Source organism: Roseateles sp., assembly GCF_047654805.1.
Lineage (GTDB): Bacteria > Pseudomonadota > Gammaproteobacteria > Burkholderiales > Burkholderiaceae_C > Pelomonas.
Map to the genome: position 1 here is coordinate 606,421 of NZ_JASGIV010000001.1, position 18,036 is coordinate 624,456.

The window sequence follows — 18,036 nt, forward strand, 5'->3', positions numbered from 1 at the left end:
CCTGCGGCGCAGTGGCCCACGCATCGCCCCATTCCGCTTCAGTTTTCGAAAGCCACCCGCCATGAAGATCGCCCTCATCATCGAGAACAGCCAGGCCGCCAAGTCCGAGATCGTGCACAACGCGCTCAAGACCGTGGCCGAGCCGCTGGGCCACAGCGTCCACCACTACGGCATGTACACGCCCGAGGACAAGGCCTCGCTGACCTATGTGATGAACGGCCTGCTGGCCGGCATCCTGCTGAACTCCAAGGCCGCCGACTTCGTCATCACCGGCTGCGGCACCGGCATGGGCTCCATGCTGGCCTGCAACAGCATGCCCGGCGTGTTCTGCGGCCTGGTCATCGACCCGACCGACGCCTTCCTGTTCGGCCAGATCAACGATGGCAACGCCATGTCCATGCCCTACGCCAAGGGCTTCGGCTGGGCTGCCGAGCTGAACCTGCAGGACTGCTACCGCAAGCTGCTGGAGAACGAGCGCGGCGCCGGCTACCCCAAGGAGCGCGCCGCCATCATGGCCAAGAACCGCGGCATCCTGAAGGACCTGAAGGCCGCTTCGTGCAAGGACATGCTGACGGTGCTCAAGAGCGTCGACCAGGACCTGCTGAAGGCCACCGTGTCGGGCGAGAAGTTCCAGGAACTGTTCTTCACGAACTGCCAGGACGACGCCATCGCCTCGCACATCAAGTCGGTTCTGGCCTGATGTGACCCTCGCGACGGTCTCGCGGGCTGCGAGACTGTCGCGATGTCCATTTCTCCGCCCCACCTCACGCTGCGCACGCTGACGCGCGGCGACGGCCTGCTGGGGCTGCGTCCGCGCGGCCCGCTGGGCCCGCGCGGCGAGCAGGTGACGGTGGCGACGCTGGCACGGCGGGACGCCGATGCCGAGCAGGTGCTGCTCAAGCTGGGCCTGCTCGCCCTCGACCCCGCGCTGCTGCAATGGCGTGGCGCGCCGGTGCCGCTGGGTGGCGAGTCGCTCTGGACGCTGGTCCAGGAGGAATTCTTCGGCGACTTCCATGCCGAGAAGGTGCCGCAGCTGCAGGCCCAGGGCTGGCAGGTCACGACCGAGCCGGGGTTTGCCCACCACAGCCAGTACGTCAGCGGCTGGCAACTCGGGCTCACCGAGGAAGCCCGGCAGGAAGCACCCCCACCGAATCGCCGCGTCGAAGGACTGGGCCTGGAGCGGCGCACCGGCGCCTGGCTGGTCAGCCTCGGCATGGAAGTCGACGGCAAGCAGCTCGACCTCGCGCCGCTGATCGCCAACCTCTTGCGCCGCGACAAGCGTTGGCTGGACGCGGTGGCCATCGGCGCCATCGAGGACGACGCCATCGTCTCGCTGCGCGCGCCGGGCGGGCGGCGCTATCACGCCCAGGCCGCGCCGCTCAAGGCCATCATGCTGGCGCTGCTGGACCTGCTCAAGCCGATGGAGCTGGAGAAGGGCAAGCCGCTCAAGCTCGATGCGTGGGACGCCGACCGCATCCGCTGCATCGAGGACGAGTCGCGCGGCCGCTGGCAGATCCACGGCGACGCCGACCTCAAGGCGCTGGGCCGGCGCCTGCTGGCGGCAGGCACCCCCGCCGCACTGCCACAGCCCCCCGGCCTGGGCCTGGCGCTGCGTCCCTACCAGCTGCACGGGCTGGCCTGGCTGCAGTACCTGCGCGAGCACAACCTCGCCGGCATCCTGGCCGACGACATGGGCCTGGGCAAGACGGCGCAGGCGCTGGCCCACATCTGGACCGAGAAGCAGGCCGGCCGCCTGGACCGCCCGGCCCTGGTCATCGTGCCGACGTCGCTGCTATTCAACTGGCAGCAGGAGGCTGAGCGCATCGCGCCGGGGCTGGTGCTGCGGACCTGGCACGGCGCCGACCGCGAGGCGGGGCAGCTCGGCGGGGCCGACGTCGTGCTGAGCACCTACAACCTCGTCTGGCGCGACCTGCGCACGCTGTCGGCCCAGCCCTGGCATCTGCTGATCCTCGACGAAGCCCAGTCGGTCAAGAACGCGCAGGCCCGCGCCGCCCGCGCGCTGCGGCGCCTGCAGCCGCGCCATCGTCTCGCGCTGACCGGCACGCCGCTGGAGAACCACCTGGGCGAGCTGTGGTCGCTGTTCGACCTGCTGATGCCCGGCTTCCTCGGCGACTCGCGCAGCTTCGCGCGCCACTGGCGCAAGCCCATCGAGGTCAACCGCGACGGCCCGCGTGCGCGGCTGCTGGCCGCGCGCGTGCGGCCCTTCATCCTGCGTCGCATGAAGGCCGAGGTCGCGACCGAGCTGCCGCCGCTGACCGAGCTCGTCAAGCGCGTCACGCTGGCGGGCCAGCAAAAGCAGCTCTACGAGAGCGTGCGCGTCGCGGCCGACCACATGGTGCGCCGCATCCTGGCACGCGACGGCTTCACGCCCACGAGCCTCATCAGCGTGCTGGATGCCATGCTCAAGTTGCGCCAGGTCTGCTGCGATCCGCGCCTGGTCAAGGGCGTGGAGATGACGCCCCACATCGAGCGCGCCAAGCTGCAGTGGCTGCGCGAGCACCTGCCCGACCTGGTGGCCCAGGGCCGGCGGCTGCTGGTGTTCTCGCAGTTCACCGAGATGCTGGACCTGATCGCCGTGGAGCTCGACGCGCTGAAGCTGCCGCACCTGCGCCTGACCGGTCAGACCCCTGCCGGCCAGCGCGGCGAGATCGTGCGCCGCTTCCAGTCCCGCCAGGAGCCGCTGCTGCTGGCCAGCCTCAAGGCCGGCGGCGTGGGCCTGAACCTGACCGCCGCCGACACCGTCATCCATGTGGACCCATGGTGGAACCCGGCCGTGCAGGAGCAGGCCAGCGCACGGGCCCATCGCATCGGGCAGGACCAGCCGGTCTTCGTCTACCAGCTCGTGGCCCTGGGCAGCATCGAGGAGCGCATGCTGGAGCTGCAGTCGCGCAAGAAGGCGCTGGCCGACGGCCTGCTCGGCCGTGATGACGGCAGCGCGCTGGGCAAGTTCGGCGCGCCCGAGCTGAACCTGCTGCTCGCACCGCTGGAGGCTGGCGAGCCGCCAGACGCTCTCTAGAATCCGCCCCCTTTTCGTCGCCCTTTTTGCCCGCATGCTTGCCCCGGTCGCCATGGACATCGTCGTCAACGAAGAACTCAAGGCCTACATCGATCCGTTGACGCCCGACGAGTACGAAGCGCTGGAACGCAGCCTGCTGGCCGAAGGCTGCCGCGACGCGCTGGTGCTGTGGGGAGACGTGCTGGTGGACGGGCACAACCGCTACGGCATCTGCCGCAAGCACGGCCTGCCGTTCCAGACAGTGCAGAACCCCCGCTTCAAGTCCATCGAGGATGTGCACCTGTGGATGATCGACCAGCACCTGGGCCGGCGCAGCGTCTCCGACTTCCAGCGCGGCGTGCTCGCGCTGCGCAAGCGCGAGATCGTGGCCGAGCGGCGCGCGCGCAGCGCCGCGGCGCCCGAGCCTGCACCGGCACCCGCCGATCCGGTGGTGTCTCAGGACGGCGTCGCGACGCCGGCCGCCACTCCCGCTTCCACGGAGAACGCACTGGAGACACGCGAGGCGCTGGCCCGGGCCGCCAGGCTCAGCAGCAGCCAGGTGGTGCAGATCGAGAAGATCCAGAAGCGTGGCGCGCCCGAGCTGGTGGCCGCGGTGAAGTCCGGCGCGATCTCCCTCAATGCGGCCGCCACCGTGGCCATGCTGCCGCCCGAGGAGCAGGTCGCGGCAGCTGCCGCGGGAGCCGAGGAACTCAAGCAGGCGGCCAAGCGCGTGCGCGAGGCCCGGCGCAAGCCGCCCGCAGCCAGTCCCGCGCCAGCGGGCGATGAGGGCACGGTGCAGCCGGCGGCCGGACCCAGCCTGGATGCCCCGGGAGCACCTGAAGCACTCGAGTCGCCGCAAGCGCCGGAGGCACTGGAGGCACTGCGCCAGCGCGTGGCCGAGCTGGAGGCCGAGAACGCGGCGCTTCGGCAGGAGCTGATGGCGCTGCGCCCGGGGCCGCAGCCCTAGGCGCGGCAGCCGCTGCCGGCTTGACCCGGCTCGATAGTGGCTCGACGGCCAATCCACGGCGGCTGGTTGGTCCGGATGGCTAGACCTGGATGGCGAGGCCTAGACGGTGAGGGCTAGAGCGCCAGGAAGTGCTGCACCTGCGGCCGCTGCGGCCCGACGTGCAGGCTCAGCACCTCGCCCTGCAGGTCCGCGTCGGCGTTGGACACGCGGTGGTGCTGGCGCAGATGCTCCGCCCAGGACTCGACGAGGAACCACTCGATCACTTGTTCCGCATCGGCGCTGTGTTCCATGACGCCCCAGGAGTAGGCGCCGTCGCGCATGCGTTCCATCGACAGTCGCTTGATGGCTGCCAGGAAGGCCGGGCGTGACTCGGGACGGACGCGGTAGGTGATCTGCACCATGACCGGGCCGCGGTCATGGGCCACCGGCTCCGCCACCAGCGGCTCCGGCCAGTGGTGCGAGGCCTGCAGGTCCGCCTCGCCCGCGGGCAGCTTGGCGCGGTGGAACAGCAGGGCCACCACCACCAGGCCTGCGGCGCCAGCCACCAGCGTGTTGGGCACGCCGATCTCGCGCGCCACCAGCCCCCAGCCGAAGCTGCCGGCCGCCATCGCGCCGTTGAACACGGTCAGGTAGACCGCCAGCCCGCGTCCGCGCACCCAGTTGGGCAGGATGGCCTGGGCCACGCCGTTGAAGGTGGTCAGCGCCGTGATCCAGCCCAGGCCCAGCAGCAGCAGCAGGACCACGGCCAGCCACTGCGGCGGCGCGAACACCAGCGCGCCCATCACGGCGGCGCTGATCAGGGCGGCCAGCAGCACCAGGCCATCGGCATCCAGCCATTGGCGCAGCCTGGGCATCAGCAGCGCGCCGGCGATGGCGCCCGCGCCCACGGCGCCCAGCAGCACGCCGTAGAAGCCGGCGCTGCCGCCCAGCATCTGGCGCGCCACCAGCGGCAGCAAGGCCCACACCGCGCTGGCGAACAGGAAGAACGCGGCCGCGCGCAACAGCACGCGGTGCAGCTCCCGGCTGGCGCGGGTATAGCGCAGGCCGGCGCGGAAGGCGCCCAGGAAGCTCTCCGTCAGCACGCTGTCGGCGGCAGCGGGCCGCTTCCACCACAGCAGCGCGGCGATCACGAACAGATAGCTCAGCACGTCCAGCCCGTAGGTCACGGCGGCACCGAAGCTGGCCAGGATCAGGCCGCCGGCCGCGGGGCCGATGGCGCGGGAGATGTTGATGCCCAGCGAGTTCAGCGCCACCGCCCCCTTGAGCTCGGCGCGCGGCACCAGCTCCGGCACGATGGACTGCCAGGTCGGCCCCATCAGCGCCGCGCCCATGCCGCCGACGAAAGTCAGCGCGATCAGGTACTCGACGGTCAGCGCGCCCGAGGACGACAGCAGCAGCAGCGTGCCGCTGACGGCCGCCAGCACCAGCTGCACGAAGATCAGGAAGCGGCGGCGGTCGAGGATGTCGGACAGCACGCCCGCCGGGATGGCGAGCAGGAAGACGGGCAGCGTGGCCGCCGTCTGGATCAGCGCTACCGCCGTCGGGCTGGCCGACAGGTCCGTCACCAGCCAGGCGCTGGCCACGTCGCGCATGAAGCTGCCGATGTTGCCGAGCACGGTGGCGGCCCACAGCACGGCGAACACCGGCTGGCGCAGCGGCGCGAAGCTGCTCGTGGTGCTCGGGACGGTCGGGGCGCTCGGGGTCTTGGTCTCAGGCATGCAGTACTCCCAGGTCCTGGCAGGCGACCAGCAGCAGGCCGCCCGCCAATGCGAGGTGTTCACAGAAGGCGATGCCAAGGCGCCGGCGCTCGGCGCCCGTGGCCCGCCAGAAGCGGTCGGCCAGCACGGCCGCGAGCAGCGTGAAGCCGGCCAGGGCGAGCGCGCCCAGTCCGCGCTGCCAGCCGCTCAGGATCAGGGCCGGTGCCGCCAGCTGCAGCGCGGTGGTGGCGGCCGCCAGTGGTGCGGCCGGCGCGAGGCCCAGGCCTCGCACCTCGGCCACCGCGCCGCGGAAGTCCAGCAGCTTCAACGCCGCACCTTGCAGATAGGGCGCGCACAGCAGCGCCAGCGCCAGGGTTTGCATCCGATCGGGCATGTCAGACAGCCCAGCAGGCGCAGCCCAGCGCACCCCAGAAGCCCTTGGCATCGGACGTGGGCAGTTGGGCCTGCCACGCGCTCGCGTGAGCATGGCCGTGCAGGTTGCACAGGGTGTCGCAGGCGCAGGCGGCCGCGGCCCGGCGGGCTGCCGACTGCAGCGGGCCGCCGTCCTTGGCGCCCCAGCCGCCGTAGCCACCGTAACGGCGCACGGGCGACCAGTCGGGCATGGCCGGCGGCGGCGCGGCGCCGTCGTGCTCGGCGAACTCGCCCGCGCCCCAGACGACCTTGCCGCCCACCAGCGTCAGCAGCGCGGTGGTGTCGGCGATGTCGGACTCGGGGCAGGCAAAGAAGTCGCGGTCGGGAACGACCAGGTCGGCCAATTGGCCCGCCTCGATGCGGCCCTTCCTGCCTTCCTCGTTGCTGAACCAGGTGACGTTCTCGGTCCACATGCGCAGCGCGGTCTCGCGGTCCAGCAGGTTGCGCTGCGGCGTGATCTGCAGCCCGCCCACGGTCTTGCCGGTGATGAGCCAGGACAGCGACACCCAGGGGTTGTAGGAGGCGACGCGCGTGGCGTCGGTACCCGCCGAGGTCTTGACGCCCATCTCCAGCATGCGCTTGACGGGCGGCGTGGCCTCGGCCGCACGGGCGCCGTAGCGCTCGACGAAGTACTCGCCCTGGTAGGCCATGCGGTGCTGCACCGCCACGCCACCGCCCAGCGCAGCGACCCGCTCCAGGCTGCGCTCGGAGATGGTCTCGGCGTGGTCGAAGAACCAATTCAGGCCGGCCAGCGGCGTGTCGCGGTTCACCTTCTCGAAGACGTCCAGCGCGCGGCTGATGGTCTCGTCGTAGGTGGCGTGCATGCGCCATGGCCAGCGGTTCTGCGCCAGGATGCGCACCACGTCCTCGAGGTCGCCCTCCATGTTGGGCGGCACGTCGGGACGCGGCTGGCGGAAGTCCTCGAAGTCGGCCGCCGAGAACACCAGCATCTCGCCGGCGCCGTTGTGGCGGAAGTAGTCGCTGCCCTGCTTGTAGCGCGAGGTGGCGGTCCAGTTCAGGAAGTCCTCCTTTTCCTGCCTGGGCTTTTGAGTGAACAGGTTGTAGGCCAGGCGGACGGTGAGCTGGCCCGCGTCGGCCAGCTCCTGGATGACGGCGTAGTCGTCGGGGTAGTTCTGGAAGCCGCCGCCGGCGTCGATGGCGCCGGTGACGCCCAGCCGGTTGAGCTCGCGCATGAAATGGCGCGTGGAATTGAGCTGGTAGTCGTGCGGCAGCTTGGGGCCCAGCGCAAGCGTCGCGTACAGGATGGCGGCGTTGGGCTTGGCCAGCAGCAGGCCCGTGGGGTTGCCGGCGGCGTCGCGCACGATCTCGCCGCCGGGAGGCGCCGGCGTGTCGCGCGTGTAGCCCACGGCGCGCAGCGCGGCGGCGTTGAGCAGTGCGCGGTCGTACAGGTGCAGGATGAAGACCGGCGTGTCGGGCGCGGCGGCGTTGAGCTCGGCGATGGTGGGCAGGCGCTTCTCGGCGAACTGGTGTTCGCTGAAGCCGCCCACCACGCGCACCCACTGCGGTGCCGGCGTCACCGCCACCTGGGCGCGCAGCATGGCCATCGCGTCGGCGAGGCTTCTGACGCCGTCCCAGCGCAGCTCCATGTTGAAGTTGAGCCCGCCGCGGATCAGGTGCAGGTGGTTGTCGATCAGGCCCGGCAGCACGCCGCGCCCGCGCAGGTCGATGCGGCGCGTCTGCGGGCCTGCGAGCGCGAGCACCTCGCGGTCGTCGCCGACTTGGAGGAAGCGGCCATCGGCGATGGCCACGGCGCTCGCGGTGGGCCGGGCGCGGTCCAGCGTCGTGAAGCGGCCGTTGAAAAGAATCAGCTCCGGCGTGGCGGTGTGCGGCATGGGGGCTCCTGGGGTCTCGTGCAATGGCTGGGCGGCGTGCGGGCCGGCATCAGCCCTCGTGGGCACCGAACATGGTCTTGGCATAGGTGATGCCCAGACCGTAGGCGCCGCCCCTGGTCTTGGCAATGCCCGTGGTCAGCTCGTAGGTCTGGCCGCGTGCCCAGTCGCGCTGCAGCTCCAGCAGGTATTGCAGCGAGGTCATGGGCCGCGCGCCGGCCTGCACCATGCGCTGGACCGCGCGTTCATGGGCCTCGGCGGACACGTCGCCGCAGGCGTCCGTGATCACGTGGACCTCGAAGCCCTGCTCCAGCGCCGACAGTGCCGGGCCGACGATGCAGACGCTGGTCCACAGGCCGGCGAGCACGATGCGGGGCTTGCCGATCTCGTTGACGCGGCGGATCACGGCCTCGTCCTCCCAGGTGTTCATGGAAGTGCGGTCCAGCAGCGCCTGGCCGGGGAAGGGCGCCGTGACCTCGTCGAACATCGGGCCGCTGAAGCTCTTCTCGGCCACCGTGGTCAGGATGGTCGGGACGCCGAAGCCGGCCGCGGCGCTGGCCACCAGCCCGGCGTTGTTGCGCAGCGTGACGGCGTCGATGGAATGCGTGGCGAAGGCCATCTGGGACTGGAAGTCGATCATGACCAGCGTGTGGTCCTGCGGCGTGAGCAGCGTGGCGGCGGGCTTGGCAATGGCGACGGGAACGGCAGCGGGGCGGGTGGCGGTGGTCATGGCGGGTTCTCCTCGGGAGGTTGGGGGGGTGAAAAGGGGAAAGGAAAGAGGAAAAAGGGGGCCTTACAGGCCGGGCAGTTCGTTGGGGCGCAGGTCGAACACCAGCACTTCGGCGCCATCGCCGCCGGACAGGCGCAGCGAGCCGGCGTTGCGGATGCGGGCGCCGTCGCCTTCGGCCAGGCGTTCGCCGTTGACGTCCAGGCTGCCGCGTGCCACGTGCACATAGGCATGGCGATCCGGGCCGAGTTCCAGCGTCGCGGCTTCAGCGCCGTCGAACAGTCCGGCATAGACGCGGGCGTCCTGGCGCACGGCCAGTGCGCCGTCCGTGCCTTCCTTGCCGGCAGTGCCGTTAGTGCCGTTAGTGCCGTTAGTGCCGCCAGTCCCGTCGGGGGCGATGATCAGCCGCAGCCGGCCGCGCTTGCCGGCTTCGTCGAAGCGCGCCTCCTGGTAGCGCGGCAGCGCGCCGGGCTCGTTGGTCATCAGCCAGATCTGCAGGAAGTGCACCGGCTCCTGGGCCGAGTGGTTGAACTCGCTGTGCCGCACGCCGGTCCCCGCGCTCATGATCTGCACGTCGCCGGGGCGGATCACGGAGCCGGTGCCCATGGAGTCCTTGTGCTCCAGCGCGCCTTCCAGCACATAGGAGAAGATTTCCATGTCGCGGTGGCCATGGGTGCCGAAGCCCTGGGCCGGGGCGACGCGGTCATCGTTGATGACCAGCAGGTCCGAGAAGCCCTGCTGGCGCGGGTCGCGGTAGTTGCCGAACGAGAACGTGTGGCGCGATTGCAGCCAGCCGTGGTTGGCGCGGCCCCGGTCGTCGGCCTTGCGGATATCTAGCATGGTTTTCTCCTTCATGATTCGATGGAATTCACTGGATGCGAGAGTCGCGGCGTTCGCTGGATCTCTTGCTGCGGTGACGGAAGTCTCGGCGCGATGCGTGACGAGCAGGTTGAAGGTTTTGTGGATTCATGATCGATAATTTCGATCATTGAATTCCGGGGGAATCGCCTTGCTCAAGCTGTCGCTGGATGCGCTGGAAATCGTCGACGCCATCGCCCGGCTGGGCTCGTTCGCGGCCGCGGCCGAACGGCTGCACAAGGTGCCGTCCACGATCTCCTACGCCGTCGCCAAGCTGGAGGAGCAACTGGGCCTGGCCTTGTTCGTGCGTAACGGCCCGCGTGTTGCGCTGACGCCGGCCGGCCAGGAGATGCTCAGGGAAGGGCGCTGGCTGCTGGAGGGCGCCCGGCAGCTGGAGTCGCGCATGCGGCAGATCGCCACCGGCTACGAGGCCGAACTGCGCTTCGTGCACGACTCCCTGATCCCCACCAGCGCCTTCAACCCCGACATCGCCGCCTTCGAGGAGCTGCGCTGCGGCACGCGGCTGCGCATAGGCTGCGAGACGCTGACCGGCACCTGGGAGGCGCTGCGAGAGGGGCGGGCCGACATCGTGGTGGCGGCGGGCGAGGGCCCGGCGGGCGGTGGCTACAAGGCGGCGGCGGTGGGCAGCCTGGACTTCGTCTTCTGCGTGTTCCCCACGCACCCGCTCGTGCGGCTGAAGCGCCCGCTGACGCGCGACGACCTGCTGGAGCACACGGCCATCGTCGTGGGCGATGGCGCGCGCTCGTCCAGCGACCGCACGGTGGGCCTGCACCTGGGCCAGCGGCGCATCACCGTGCCCGGCATGCAGGCCAAGATCGCGGCCCAGGCGGCGGGCCTGGGGCATGGCTTCCTGCCGCGGGCCTGCGTGCGCGCGGAGCTGGGGCAGGGCGTGCTCGTCGAGCTGCAGGTCGAGACGCCGCGTCCGCCCGAGACCTTCTGGCTGGCCTGGCGCACGGAGCGGGTCGGCGAGGCGCTGAAGTGGTGGATACAGCGGCTGGACCGGCCCCTGCTGCCCGGCATCCTGCCGTTCTGACGCTGCCGGCCGGCGGCTGCGTCATCCACGATCAAGTCCCGGACCCGGTCGGCCTTCCAGCCTGTCGTTGACCCGCGCCGCTGTTCGGTCCTGGGGCGCCGAGACCTCCGGACCGATCCGGCGATGCGTGGCTTCCTTGAAGGTCGACGAGTCGCGTATGAAGCTGCCGACTCGCCTTGCGAGCTCGCGATCGGAGGCCGCTTCGGAGGCCGAGAGCGCCTTCAGGATGTGTGCCCAGCTGAGCATCGCATCCGCGCGCCTGCGCGAAGTGCCCGGCCCGGCCGTGGGCGCGCTGGGATGAACGCGAAGAACCCCGGCCTCCCTGTCCCTGGCCCGCCACAGCGGCTCATGGGCGCGGTTCTCACCCCGGATCGCCTGGCGCGTCGCGTCCGCCTCGATGCCCCACCCGCGCAGCTTCTCTGCAAACGTCTCGCGCCATCTGTTCAGGTGCTTCATGTAGGGCCTCAGGCGCTGTCCCGATATCGCCTCCGCCCTCACGCTCAGATGCACATGGGGATTGGCCTGGTGCTCGTGCAGCACCATGACGTAGCGGTGGCCGGCCAGCTCGACCTGGGCGAACTCGCGCACCGCCTTCTTCAGCAGCTCGGCGTCCGTCCCGGCCGGCATGGACAGCATCAGATTGAGTGCTTCCCGCCGATGTCCGGTGTTCTTTATGAGCGATCCACCGAAGCGCCACTGGTCGACGAGATCGTGCACCGCGTCCTCGCCATTGCGCACGACGCCGCGGTCGTCTTCAATGTCGAGCTGGCCGTTCATGCTGATGTAGCGGAAGTGAGCCGCGATGGCGGACATGCCCTGGCCGCCGCCGGCCACCTTGACTATCACCTGCGGCGCACGGCCCACGATGGCTTCAATGCGTTGGCGTATCACCGCCGCCTTGGGCTGCACCAGCGTGTCAAGCCTCGGCGTCGGCAGCGGCTTGACGATGCGGTTGGAGGGATAGAACAGCCGCTCGCCCCATTGAACCAGGACGCCGTCAACGTGTTGGGCATTCATCTCTGGGCCTCCGGGAACGGGTGAGGTCGGCGATCAGCGCCGAGGCCTGGACCAGGTGGGCTCGCACGTCCGTGACCAGCGAGTTCAGCCCGGACCGATAGCTCTCCAGTTCGCTGGCGGGGACGCGTCCAATCAGCCTCATCAGGGCATTGAGGTCGGTAGACATGGCGGCCACGCAGTCGGTGGATGCCCTCAATGCGGCGATCGCGACCGAATGGTCGGCGGGGAGCGGCGGCTCAGGCATTCCATCCAGCAATCCGCAGACGTACCTTCCGCGGGTGACGTCGGCGTCGCGCGCCCGCCTGGTGAGCATGGCCACATGCCCGGGCGGCATGCGCAGCGCAATCTCCATGGCAGTCGGCTTTCCGGCGTGCGCAAGCGTGTTGTGTCCAAGGGTGGCGTCATGCTGAAGGGCATCGTGTCCAGCGCCGCCATCGTTCAGCATGAGTGCGACTGCGCGTCGTACCTGTACCGCGCATGTCGTTCCCAACTGCGCCGCCACTGCGTCAAGGCGAGGTCGCAGGCTTCGCAGGTCCACCGACAACCGGTCACTCTTGTGAGCGTTCAATCGTGCTGAAGCTGGGCAAGCGGGCCCCGGACTTGTGGGATCGCCAAGCCCTCCCGGGCGAGACGGCGGACGAGGAGTGGCGTTCCATGCCGTGGCGTCAGGCAGCAGCTCGAGCTGCTGGCTGTCGGATGGAGTCGTCGACGCGGGCATGCGCCCTATCTTGCCCATCGGCGGGCGGCGCGGGAACTGGAAAGCGGCGGTGGTGCAAGCGCATCCCTGCGTCCCAGGCGATGCCAGGAGCGGCCAAGTCGTCCCAAGGCGTCCCAATCGGGCTAACCATCTGTTTCAACTTGGTGGCCATTGAGGTCGCCTGGGTTTGTTCGGCAGCTGCATCGCCATCGCGCTCGCCTGGGTGATGCGCCTCACCGCCGCGCTATCTGCCTATCTGCTGGCCAGCTCCACGCCCCCGTCGCGCGGCCGCACGACCAGGCCATGCAACCTCGCCACCGCTTCCGCAAAAGCCCGGTTGTCGCCGGTGCGATACGTCCCGCTGACGCGCAGCACGCCCAGAGCCTGCGGGTCGGCGAGCGTGATCTGCACGGCGCTGTAGCGGTTCATGTCGGCGATGGCCTCCGGCAGCGTGACGTCGCCCAGGTCGACCAGTCCGCGCTTCCAGGCCAGCAGCCGGTCCAGCGGGGGACGGTCCAGCTGTGCCTGCTCCGGCTCCGCCGGCCCCTCCTCGGCACGCCCCGCCCCGGCAGACCCCATCCCGGCAGGCCCCAGCTCCGCGCGCCCCGCCGGCCTGGGCAGCCGGCGCACCTGCAGCCGCTCGCCAGGCTTCATGACCACCGTGTCGCTCAGGACGTCCCGCACGGCGCGGCCCGAGCGCTGCACGAGCACCTGCCCCTCGAGCAGCGTCACGCCGAACACCCCGCCACCGGCCTGTGCCGGCGGCGTGGAGCGGACCAGGAAGGCCGTCCCCGTGGCCACGACCTTGGCGTCGGACACGCCGACCACGAACGGCCGGCCGGCATCCTTGGCGACTTCGAACAGCGCCTCGCCGCGCTCGACCGTGACCTCGCGCAGCGCGTCCGTCAGCTTCACGCGGATGTCGGTGGCGGTGTTCAGCGTCAGGCGGCTGCCGTCGGCCAGGACGAGCTGCCGCTGCTCGCCCACGCCGGTGCTGTAGGTGTCGCCGGCCCCACGAAACATGCCCAGCACGCCCAGCACGGCAATGACGGCCACGCAGCACGGGACCGCGACCGCCAGCGCCACGCGCGTGCCCCGGCCCCGCCATGACCACTTGCCCGGCTGCTTGTCGATGGCCGCCTGGACCTGCTCCCGGGTCAGCCCGCCCACCTCCAGCCACGCATCCGTGCAGCGCTCGAAGGCCAGGCGGTGCACCGCCGAGCGGGCCTGCCACGCCAGGCATTCGAGCTCCATCGCCCGCGACCGGTCAGGGCCGTGCAGCCGCGTCACCCACACGGCCGCCTCGGCCAAGATCCTGCGCGGCACGCGCGGCTTGTCACTTGCCCCCGGCGCACCGGTGGCATCCCACGGTTGCACGGCTACCAGCCTTCCATCCAGTCCGTCAGCCGTAGTGTCGCCTTGGCCAGGTGTTCGTTGACGGTCGTGACGCTGATGCCGTGCAGCTTCGCGATCTCGACCTGGGACAGACCGTCGATGCGGCAGGCCATGAAGACCTCCCGCGTCCTCTCGCTCAAGCGGCTCACCCCCAGCGCCAGGCGAGCCATGCGCTCCCTGGCCAGCACCACGGACTCGGTGGAAGGGGCGGTGTCCACCAGCACCACCTCCTCCACCAGGACGTGCTCGCCCCGTCCCACGCCCGTGCGATAGGCATCGATGGAGAGGTTCAGCGCCGTGCGCATCAGGAAGGCCTCGGGCCGCTCGACGCTCTGGTGCTCCTCCTCGTAGCGGACCAGGCGCAGCCACGCCTCCTGCACCAGGTCCTCCGCTTCGTGCTTGCTCTGCCCGCGACGTCGCAGCACGCCGCGCACCTGCGACAGGATGTCCTGCCAGTCCTTTGCGAGCCGGGTCGCCATGGCGATCAGGCCGCTTGTGCCAGGGCCGCGCGTGCCGAGGCTGTTCGTGCCAGGACTGGCGGCGCGGCCCTCAGGCCGTAGGGCGCCGGCTTGGCACGGTCCCAGTCGTCGGCCAGCAGGTCGCGGTCCGCGCGCTGGAACGCCTGCGCGATGAAGTCGGCCGCCGCCGCGTGATCGGCGAACGGGCCCTGCTTCTTCGTGGCTCGCGACATGCGCTCCTGCAGGTGCTGCGCGGCGGTGTCGGTCCAGCGGATGGCCTGCCGCATGCGGGCGCTGGCGGCACCCGGGGCAGCGAGTTCGGCCACGGTGCGATCGCAGACCCTGGGGCACAGGCCCTTCACGGCAGCAGCCAGGGCGTCGTCGGCGGCCAGCGCCTGGATGCGCTCGATGCCGCGGTCATGGAGGTCCGCCGCGATGCGCTGGGCCGTTGCCGGGCCTTCGTCGCGCCAGGCCCCGAGCACCTGGAACTGGCCATCGGTGAAGAGGCCGAGCGCCCAGTGCCACTCGGCCGTGGCGGGCGCGCCGTCGATCCACGTCGGAACGTGCAGCTTGTCGAACTGCACCACCACGTAGCGGCAGCACAGTGCGCCGCCGAACCAGTCGGGGGAATCCCAGAAGAAGTAGGTCATAGGCCGCTCCATGCAGGTCAACGCGAGACCCAAGCCGGAACGCCCGTCGAGCGCAAGCCTGGGCAGCACGAAAGACTACGAAAGTCGTAGTAGTCGCATTCTACAAAAGCTACGACTCTCGTAGCAACATGTCTACGACAAATGAGGGCTCATCGGATGTTTGGCGCAAGCGCCTGAAAGAGGCACGGCTTGCGCTTGGGATGAGCCAGAAGCAGTTGGGTATCGAGGCTGGGCTTGACGAGTTTGTGGCGTCGACCAGAATCAATCGGTACGAACAGGGTGTTCACGCCCCAGACTTTCAGATTGCTATGCGTCTGGCGGCTGTCCTCCAGGTCCCGGTGGCGTTTCTTTACTGCGACGCTGACGAGATGGCACAGATGATCTTGGCTTTCCATCAAGCGCCCAAACCGTTGCGGCGGCAGGCGCTTGCTGTTTTGCAGAAGTCCGAATAGCGATTCGTGCCGCTGCGGCATCCCAGCAGCTGACCTGCAGAGCAGCCGAAGCCGCCCAGCCTGAGAACGCACGAGATCCGTCCGGCTGGCCAGTGGCGCGCGCGGGCCCGACGACCGTCCCGGTCCAGACGGGCCGTTGGGCCTCGTAAGTATTGGGGATGCCGCGATGAGGGTGGACTTCAATACTGCAGGTAGGCACTGGCCCGACCATGTGCCGCCCTTCAACGAATGAGACCTGCAATGCCATCGAAGAAGACCGCCACCACTGCCCGCTTCATCCTCATGCCACTGCGAGGTTTCACGTCTGAGGACATGAGGAACGTCGACGAAGGAAGCGCCGTGTTCGCCACCGCGGCGACCAATCGCCTCGCTCTGATGTCGACCGCGGGCAAGTCCCGCAAGCCAGTGATGAAGGTGGTCCACTCGATCGAGGCGAACGGTCCCAAGCTGGTCGAGATGGGCCCTGAAGAGATCGCCGCGTTGCGTGTTTCGGATCCCGGCGTGAAGGTGCTGCCGCTGGTCAAGTACGAGCTGATGCGCATGCCGAGGCTGGAGGTGCTGACCAAGGCGGCTCCTGCCGCTGCACTCGCGCTGGCGACCAAGCTGCAGGTCACCTTCGTCGATGCGAAAACGAAGAAGCCGCTGAAGGGCGTGACCGTGGTGGCATTCACGAGCTTCGCCAAGCGGGAAGGGGCGGGCGGCACGACCAACGGCAAGGGTGTGGCGACACTGGGTTTCCCTGGAAGTTCGGTGAAGTTGGACCTGCTGGTGGCCTACTCGCCGGCCGGGTACTGGGGCTATGGGAAGAAGAAGTTCACGCTCAAGTCCGGCACGACCTTCGCGGTCGAGCCGGTCGACCTGGCCGTGCCGGACTTCGCTGCGGCGTTGTATGGCAACCGGCCGGCCAACGCAGGGCAGGGCGTGAAGGTGGGCGTCATCGACACCGGTGTCGATGGCGCGCATCCGGACCTGGTGGTCGCTGGTGGCGCCGCGTTCGTCGTCGATGAGGGCGACGCCGGCGGATCAGGACCGGCGGCCAAGGACGGAGACCATGGCACTCATGTGGCCGGCATCATTGCCAGCCGCGGCGAACTGCATCCCAATGATGCCCATCATGCGCCGGGCAAGCGCGGCATCGCGCCGCAGGTGACGCTGATGAGCTACCGCGTCTTCCCCAACTCCGGGGGCGGTGCCGACAACTACGACATCATCCGGGCGATCGATCAAGGCGTGAAGGACGGCTGTGATCTCTTGAATCTCAGCCTCGGGTCGCAGGTGCCCGACGACACGGTCCATGCGGCCATGAAGGACGCCTTTGATCAGGGCACGGTCTGCGTCGTGGCCGCCGGCAACGACGGGCGCAAGCCGGTGTCCTATCCGGCGGCGTGGGACGTTGCCGTGGCAGTGAGCAGCCTGGGGAAGAAGGGCACCTATCCGGCTGCGTCCAATGAGATCCTGGACGAGGTCGCCCCCTTCGCGAAGAGCGATCCGAAAATCTATGTTTCCGCCTTCTCCAACGTGGGGCCGGCGATCGATGTCTGCGGGCCGGGCGAAGGGATCGTGTCGACATTGCCGGGCGGCAAGTACGGTGTGATGTCCGGCACGAGCATGGCCTGTCCTGCGGTCACCGGCGTGACGGCTGCGCTTTTGTCAGCCAACGCGACCGTGCTGAACATGCCCCGGACCCGTGACCGCTCCGTCGCCATCATGGGCCTGATCACGAGTTCGGCCAAGACACTGGGATTCATTCAGCCCATGGAAGGGGTTGGTTTGATCCCGTAGACGGTCAACCCGGAACTGCCGTATGTGGTAAGTTCCTGCTCATGGTGCGACTCGTCCTTCGCCGTTCAGAGGAGAGTGCTGCTTCCCCCGCCGAAGTGGCCGCTGCCGTTGCATCTCAACACGGAGACGTTCTGGACAATAGCGGCCGGACGATGCTGGTGAGTGTTGCCAGCCCGGACGCGGTCGCCTCACTTCGGGACGCCCTCCCAGGGTGGGTGATCTCAGAGCAGGTGCAACGTATCCAGGTGCCGGACACCCGCTTGAAGGTGGGCTCGACGGGCTGATCTTCATTGAGGAGCCTCCAGGCGTTCGTGGTCGCGGTGGATGCCGACATCTGCTGGCACCCAACGTGCGGATCATGAGTTCACTGGGCCTTCGCAGCCCCGCCGGGCACCGACGGAAGTACCGAAGGCGCCTGGGCGCTGTCGCATAACCAGCCCAAGTTTTTGTTCGCCTTCTCGGCGTCAACCCGCTGGCAGGTTCAGCACAACTCGAAGCCCGCCGAGAGGACTCACGCCTATTTCGACCGACCCTTCATACAGCGTGGCCAGTTCCTGCACGATGGCCAATCCCAGCTCGCTGCCTGGCGTTGTCTCATCCAGCCGATGGCCGCGTTCCAGCGCTTTTGTCATCTGATTTGGCGCGATGCCCGGGCCGCCATCGTCGACGGCCACGCGCAATTGCCGTCCGGCCTGCATGGCGCTGACCAGCACTTGCGTTTTCGCTGCCTTGCAGGCGTTGTCCAGCAGGCTGCCCAGCATCTCCTGAAGGTCCTGGGGAGCGCCAGCGAATGCCAGGCGTGCATCGACATCTGCCCGGATCGGCAGGTTCCTGTTCGCATGGACCTTCTGCATGACGCGAACCAGTCCAGCGGCGACAGGCTGCAGTGGCGTTCTGAGACTACCTGCGCCTTGGGCTGCCGGCAAGAGCACTCGGCGCGGTAACTGCGTGTGCCGCAGCTGGCTGAGGAGCTGTGCATCCTGG

The 18,036-nt window shown here is 69.2% G+C and carries 17 protein-coding genes; 6 read left to right on the top strand and 11 right to left on the bottom strand.

The annotated features are described in order from the left end of the window. Positions 1 to 61 precede the first annotated feature (61 nt). Genes QM732_RS02770 through QM732_RS02780 form a run of 3 tightly spaced genes read left to right on the top strand, consistent with a single transcriptional unit; the run spans position 62 to position 3,983 of the window. Complete coding sequence (locus QM732_RS02770) at positions 62 to 700, top strand: RpiB/LacA/LacB family sugar-phosphate isomerase (RefSeq protein WP_331178482.1); 639 nt, start codon at positions 62 to 64, stop codon at positions 698 to 700. Positions 701 to 742: 42 nt separating this feature from the next. Next, entirely contained in the window at positions 743 to 3,037 is a 2,295-nt protein-coding gene (locus tag QM732_RS02775; protein WP_415654688.1) for a DEAD/DEAH box helicase, read from the top strand. A 52-nt stretch (positions 3,038 to 3,089) separates the two neighbouring features. After that, the gene (locus QM732_RS02780; RefSeq protein ID WP_415659326.1) at positions 3,090 to 3,983 is read left to right on the top strand and encodes a plasmid replication/partition related protein; all 894 of its coding nucleotides are present in this window, start codon (positions 3,090 to 3,092) and stop codon (positions 3,981 to 3,983) included. Positions 3,984 to 4,096: 113 nt separating this feature from the next. Here QM732_RS02780 and QM732_RS02785 read toward each other — a convergent pair whose 3' ends face one another. The 5 genes from QM732_RS02785 to QM732_RS02805 all read right to left on the bottom strand — a co-directional run bounded on the left by QM732_RS02785 (position 4,097) and on the right by QM732_RS02805 (position 9,529). Then, positions 4,097 to 5,701 carry an MFS transporter gene (locus QM732_RS02785; protein WP_415654689.1) on the bottom strand — a complete coding sequence of 535 codons (1,605 nt, stop codon included), beginning with the start codon at positions 5,699 to 5,701 and terminating at the stop codon, positions 4,097 to 4,099. After that, on the bottom strand, positions 5,694 to 6,074 hold the full coding sequence (locus QM732_RS02790; protein ID WP_415654690.1) for a DoxX family membrane protein: 381 nt from the start codon (positions 6,072 to 6,074) through the stop codon (positions 5,694 to 5,696). Before QM732_RS02790 ends, QM732_RS02785 begins: the two co-directional genes overlap by 8 nt. Position 6,075: 1 nt before the next feature. After that, a complete protein-coding gene (locus QM732_RS02795) occupies positions 6,076 to 7,965 on the bottom strand; it encodes an amidohydrolase (protein ID WP_415654691.1) in 1,890 nt (629 codons plus the stop codon). 49 nt (positions 7,966 to 8,014) lie between these two features. Further along, on the bottom strand, positions 8,015 to 8,692 hold the full coding sequence (locus tag QM732_RS02800) for a hydrolase (RefSeq protein WP_415654692.1): 678 nt from the start codon (positions 8,690 to 8,692) through the stop codon (positions 8,015 to 8,017). Between the two features lie 63 nt (positions 8,693 to 8,755). Beyond that, positions 8,756 to 9,529 carry a pirin family protein gene (locus QM732_RS02805; RefSeq protein ID WP_415654693.1) on the bottom strand — a complete coding sequence of 258 codons (774 nt, stop codon included), beginning with the start codon at positions 9,527 to 9,529 and terminating at the stop codon, positions 8,756 to 8,758. 169 nt (positions 9,530 to 9,698) lie between these two features. Between QM732_RS02805 and QM732_RS02810 the strand changes: the two genes are divergently transcribed. After that, positions 9,699 to 10,601 carry a LysR family transcriptional regulator gene (locus QM732_RS02810; protein ID WP_415659327.1) on the top strand — a complete coding sequence of 301 codons (903 nt, stop codon included), beginning with the start codon at positions 9,699 to 9,701 and terminating at the stop codon, positions 10,599 to 10,601. Positions 10,602 to 10,622: 21 nt separating this feature from the next. Here QM732_RS02810 and QM732_RS02815 read toward each other — a convergent pair whose 3' ends face one another. The 5 genes from QM732_RS02815 to QM732_RS02835 all read right to left on the bottom strand — a co-directional run bounded on the left by QM732_RS02815 (position 10,623) and on the right by QM732_RS02835 (position 14,818). Beyond that, on the bottom strand, positions 10,623 to 11,618 hold the full coding sequence (locus tag QM732_RS02815) for a relaxase/mobilization nuclease domain-containing protein (RefSeq protein WP_415654694.1): 996 nt from the start codon (positions 11,616 to 11,618) through the stop codon (positions 10,623 to 10,625). After that, a complete protein-coding gene (locus QM732_RS02820; RefSeq protein WP_415654695.1) occupies positions 11,599 to 12,063 on the bottom strand; it encodes a hypothetical protein in 465 nt (154 codons plus the stop codon). Before QM732_RS02820 ends, QM732_RS02815 begins: the two co-directional genes overlap by 20 nt. 504 nt (positions 12,064 to 12,567) lie before the next feature. Further along, positions 12,568 to 13,641, bottom strand: a complete 1,074-nt coding sequence (locus QM732_RS02825; protein ID WP_415654696.1) for a FecR family protein — start codon at positions 13,639 to 13,641, stop codon at positions 12,568 to 12,570. A 53-nt stretch (positions 13,642 to 13,694) separates the two neighbouring features. After that, positions 13,695 to 14,189 carry an RNA polymerase sigma factor gene (locus QM732_RS02830; protein WP_415654697.1) on the bottom strand — a complete coding sequence of 165 codons (495 nt, stop codon included), beginning with the start codon at positions 14,187 to 14,189 and terminating at the stop codon, positions 13,695 to 13,697. A 5-nt stretch (positions 14,190 to 14,194) separates the two neighbouring features. Then, positions 14,195 to 14,818 (bottom strand): hypothetical protein, encoded by a 624-nt coding sequence (locus QM732_RS02835; protein ID WP_415654698.1) that lies wholly within the window; start codon positions 14,816 to 14,818, stop codon positions 14,195 to 14,197. Positions 14,819 to 15,018: 200 nt separating this feature from the next. Between QM732_RS02835 and QM732_RS02840 the strand changes: the two genes are divergently transcribed. Both QM732_RS02840 and QM732_RS02845 read left to right on the top strand, forming a co-directional pair. Next, positions 15,019 to 15,270: a helix-turn-helix domain-containing protein gene (locus tag QM732_RS02840; protein ID WP_415659328.1), complete on the top strand. Its 252-nt coding sequence runs from the start codon at positions 15,019 to 15,021 to the stop codon at positions 15,268 to 15,270. Between the two features lie 312 nt (positions 15,271 to 15,582). Continuing rightward, the gene (locus tag QM732_RS02845) at positions 15,583 to 17,052 is read left to right on the top strand and encodes a S8 family peptidase (protein ID WP_415654699.1); all 1,470 of its coding nucleotides are present in this window, start codon (positions 15,583 to 15,585) and stop codon (positions 17,050 to 17,052) included. Positions 17,053 to 17,516: 464 nt separating this feature from the next. On the opposite strand, the gene QM732_RS02850 is transcribed toward QM732_RS02845, so the two are convergent. Further along, positions 17,517 to 17,906, bottom strand: coding sequence for an ATP-binding protein (locus tag QM732_RS02850; protein ID WP_415654700.1), 390 nt, complete (start codon positions 17,904 to 17,906; stop codon positions 17,517 to 17,519). Between the last annotated feature and the right edge of the window lie 130 nt (positions 17,907 to 18,036).

Bases quoted from the DNA above. Each gene is read 5' to 3' on its own strand.
- QM732_RS02770 (WP_331178482.1), top strand. From the start codon at position 62: ATGAAGATCGCCCTCATCATCGAGAACAGCCAGGCCGCCAAGTCCGAG.
- QM732_RS02775 (WP_415654688.1), top strand. From the start codon at position 743: ATGTCCATTTCTCCGCCCCACCTCACGCTGCGCACGCTGACGCGCGGC.
- QM732_RS02780 (WP_415659326.1), top strand. From the start codon at position 3,090: ATGGACATCGTCGTCAACGAAGAACTCAAGGCCTACATCGATCCGTTG.
- QM732_RS02785 (WP_415654689.1), bottom strand. From the start codon at position 5,701: ATGCCTGAGACCAAGACCCCGAGCGCCCCGACCGTCCCGAGCACCACG.
- QM732_RS02790 (WP_415654690.1), bottom strand. From the start codon at position 6,074: ATGCCCGATCGGATGCAAACCCTGGCGCTGGCGCTGCTGTGCGCGCCC.
- QM732_RS02795 (WP_415654691.1), bottom strand. From the start codon at position 7,965: ATGCCGCACACCGCCACGCCGGAGCTGATTCTTTTCAACGGCCGCTTC.
- QM732_RS02800 (WP_415654692.1), bottom strand. From the start codon at position 8,692: ATGACCACCGCCACCCGCCCCGCTGCCGTTCCCGTCGCCATTGCCAAG.
- QM732_RS02805 (WP_415654693.1), bottom strand. From the start codon at position 9,529: ATGCTAGATATCCGCAAGGCCGACGACCGGGGCCGCGCCAACCACGGC.
- QM732_RS02815 (WP_415654694.1), bottom strand. From the start codon at position 11,618: ATGAATGCCCAACACGTTGACGGCGTCCTGGTTCAATGGGGCGAGCGG.
- QM732_RS02820 (WP_415654695.1), bottom strand. From the start codon at position 12,063: ATGCTGAACGATGGCGGCGCTGGACACGATGCCCTTCAGCATGACGCC.
- QM732_RS02830 (WP_415654697.1), bottom strand. From the start codon at position 14,189: ATGGCGACCCGGCTCGCAAAGGACTGGCAGGACATCCTGTCGCAGGTG.
- QM732_RS02835 (WP_415654698.1), bottom strand. From the start codon at position 14,818: ATGACCTACTTCTTCTGGGATTCCCCCGACTGGTTCGGCGGCGCACTG.
- QM732_RS02840 (WP_415659328.1), top strand. From the start codon at position 15,019: ATGAGCCAGAAGCAGTTGGGTATCGAGGCTGGGCTTGACGAGTTTGTG.
- QM732_RS02845 (WP_415654699.1), top strand. From the start codon at position 15,583: ATGAGGAACGTCGACGAAGGAAGCGCCGTGTTCGCCACCGCGGCGACC.
- QM732_RS02850 (WP_415654700.1), bottom strand. From the start codon at position 17,906: ATGCAGAAGGTCCATGCGAACAGGAACCTGCCGATCCGGGCAGATGTC.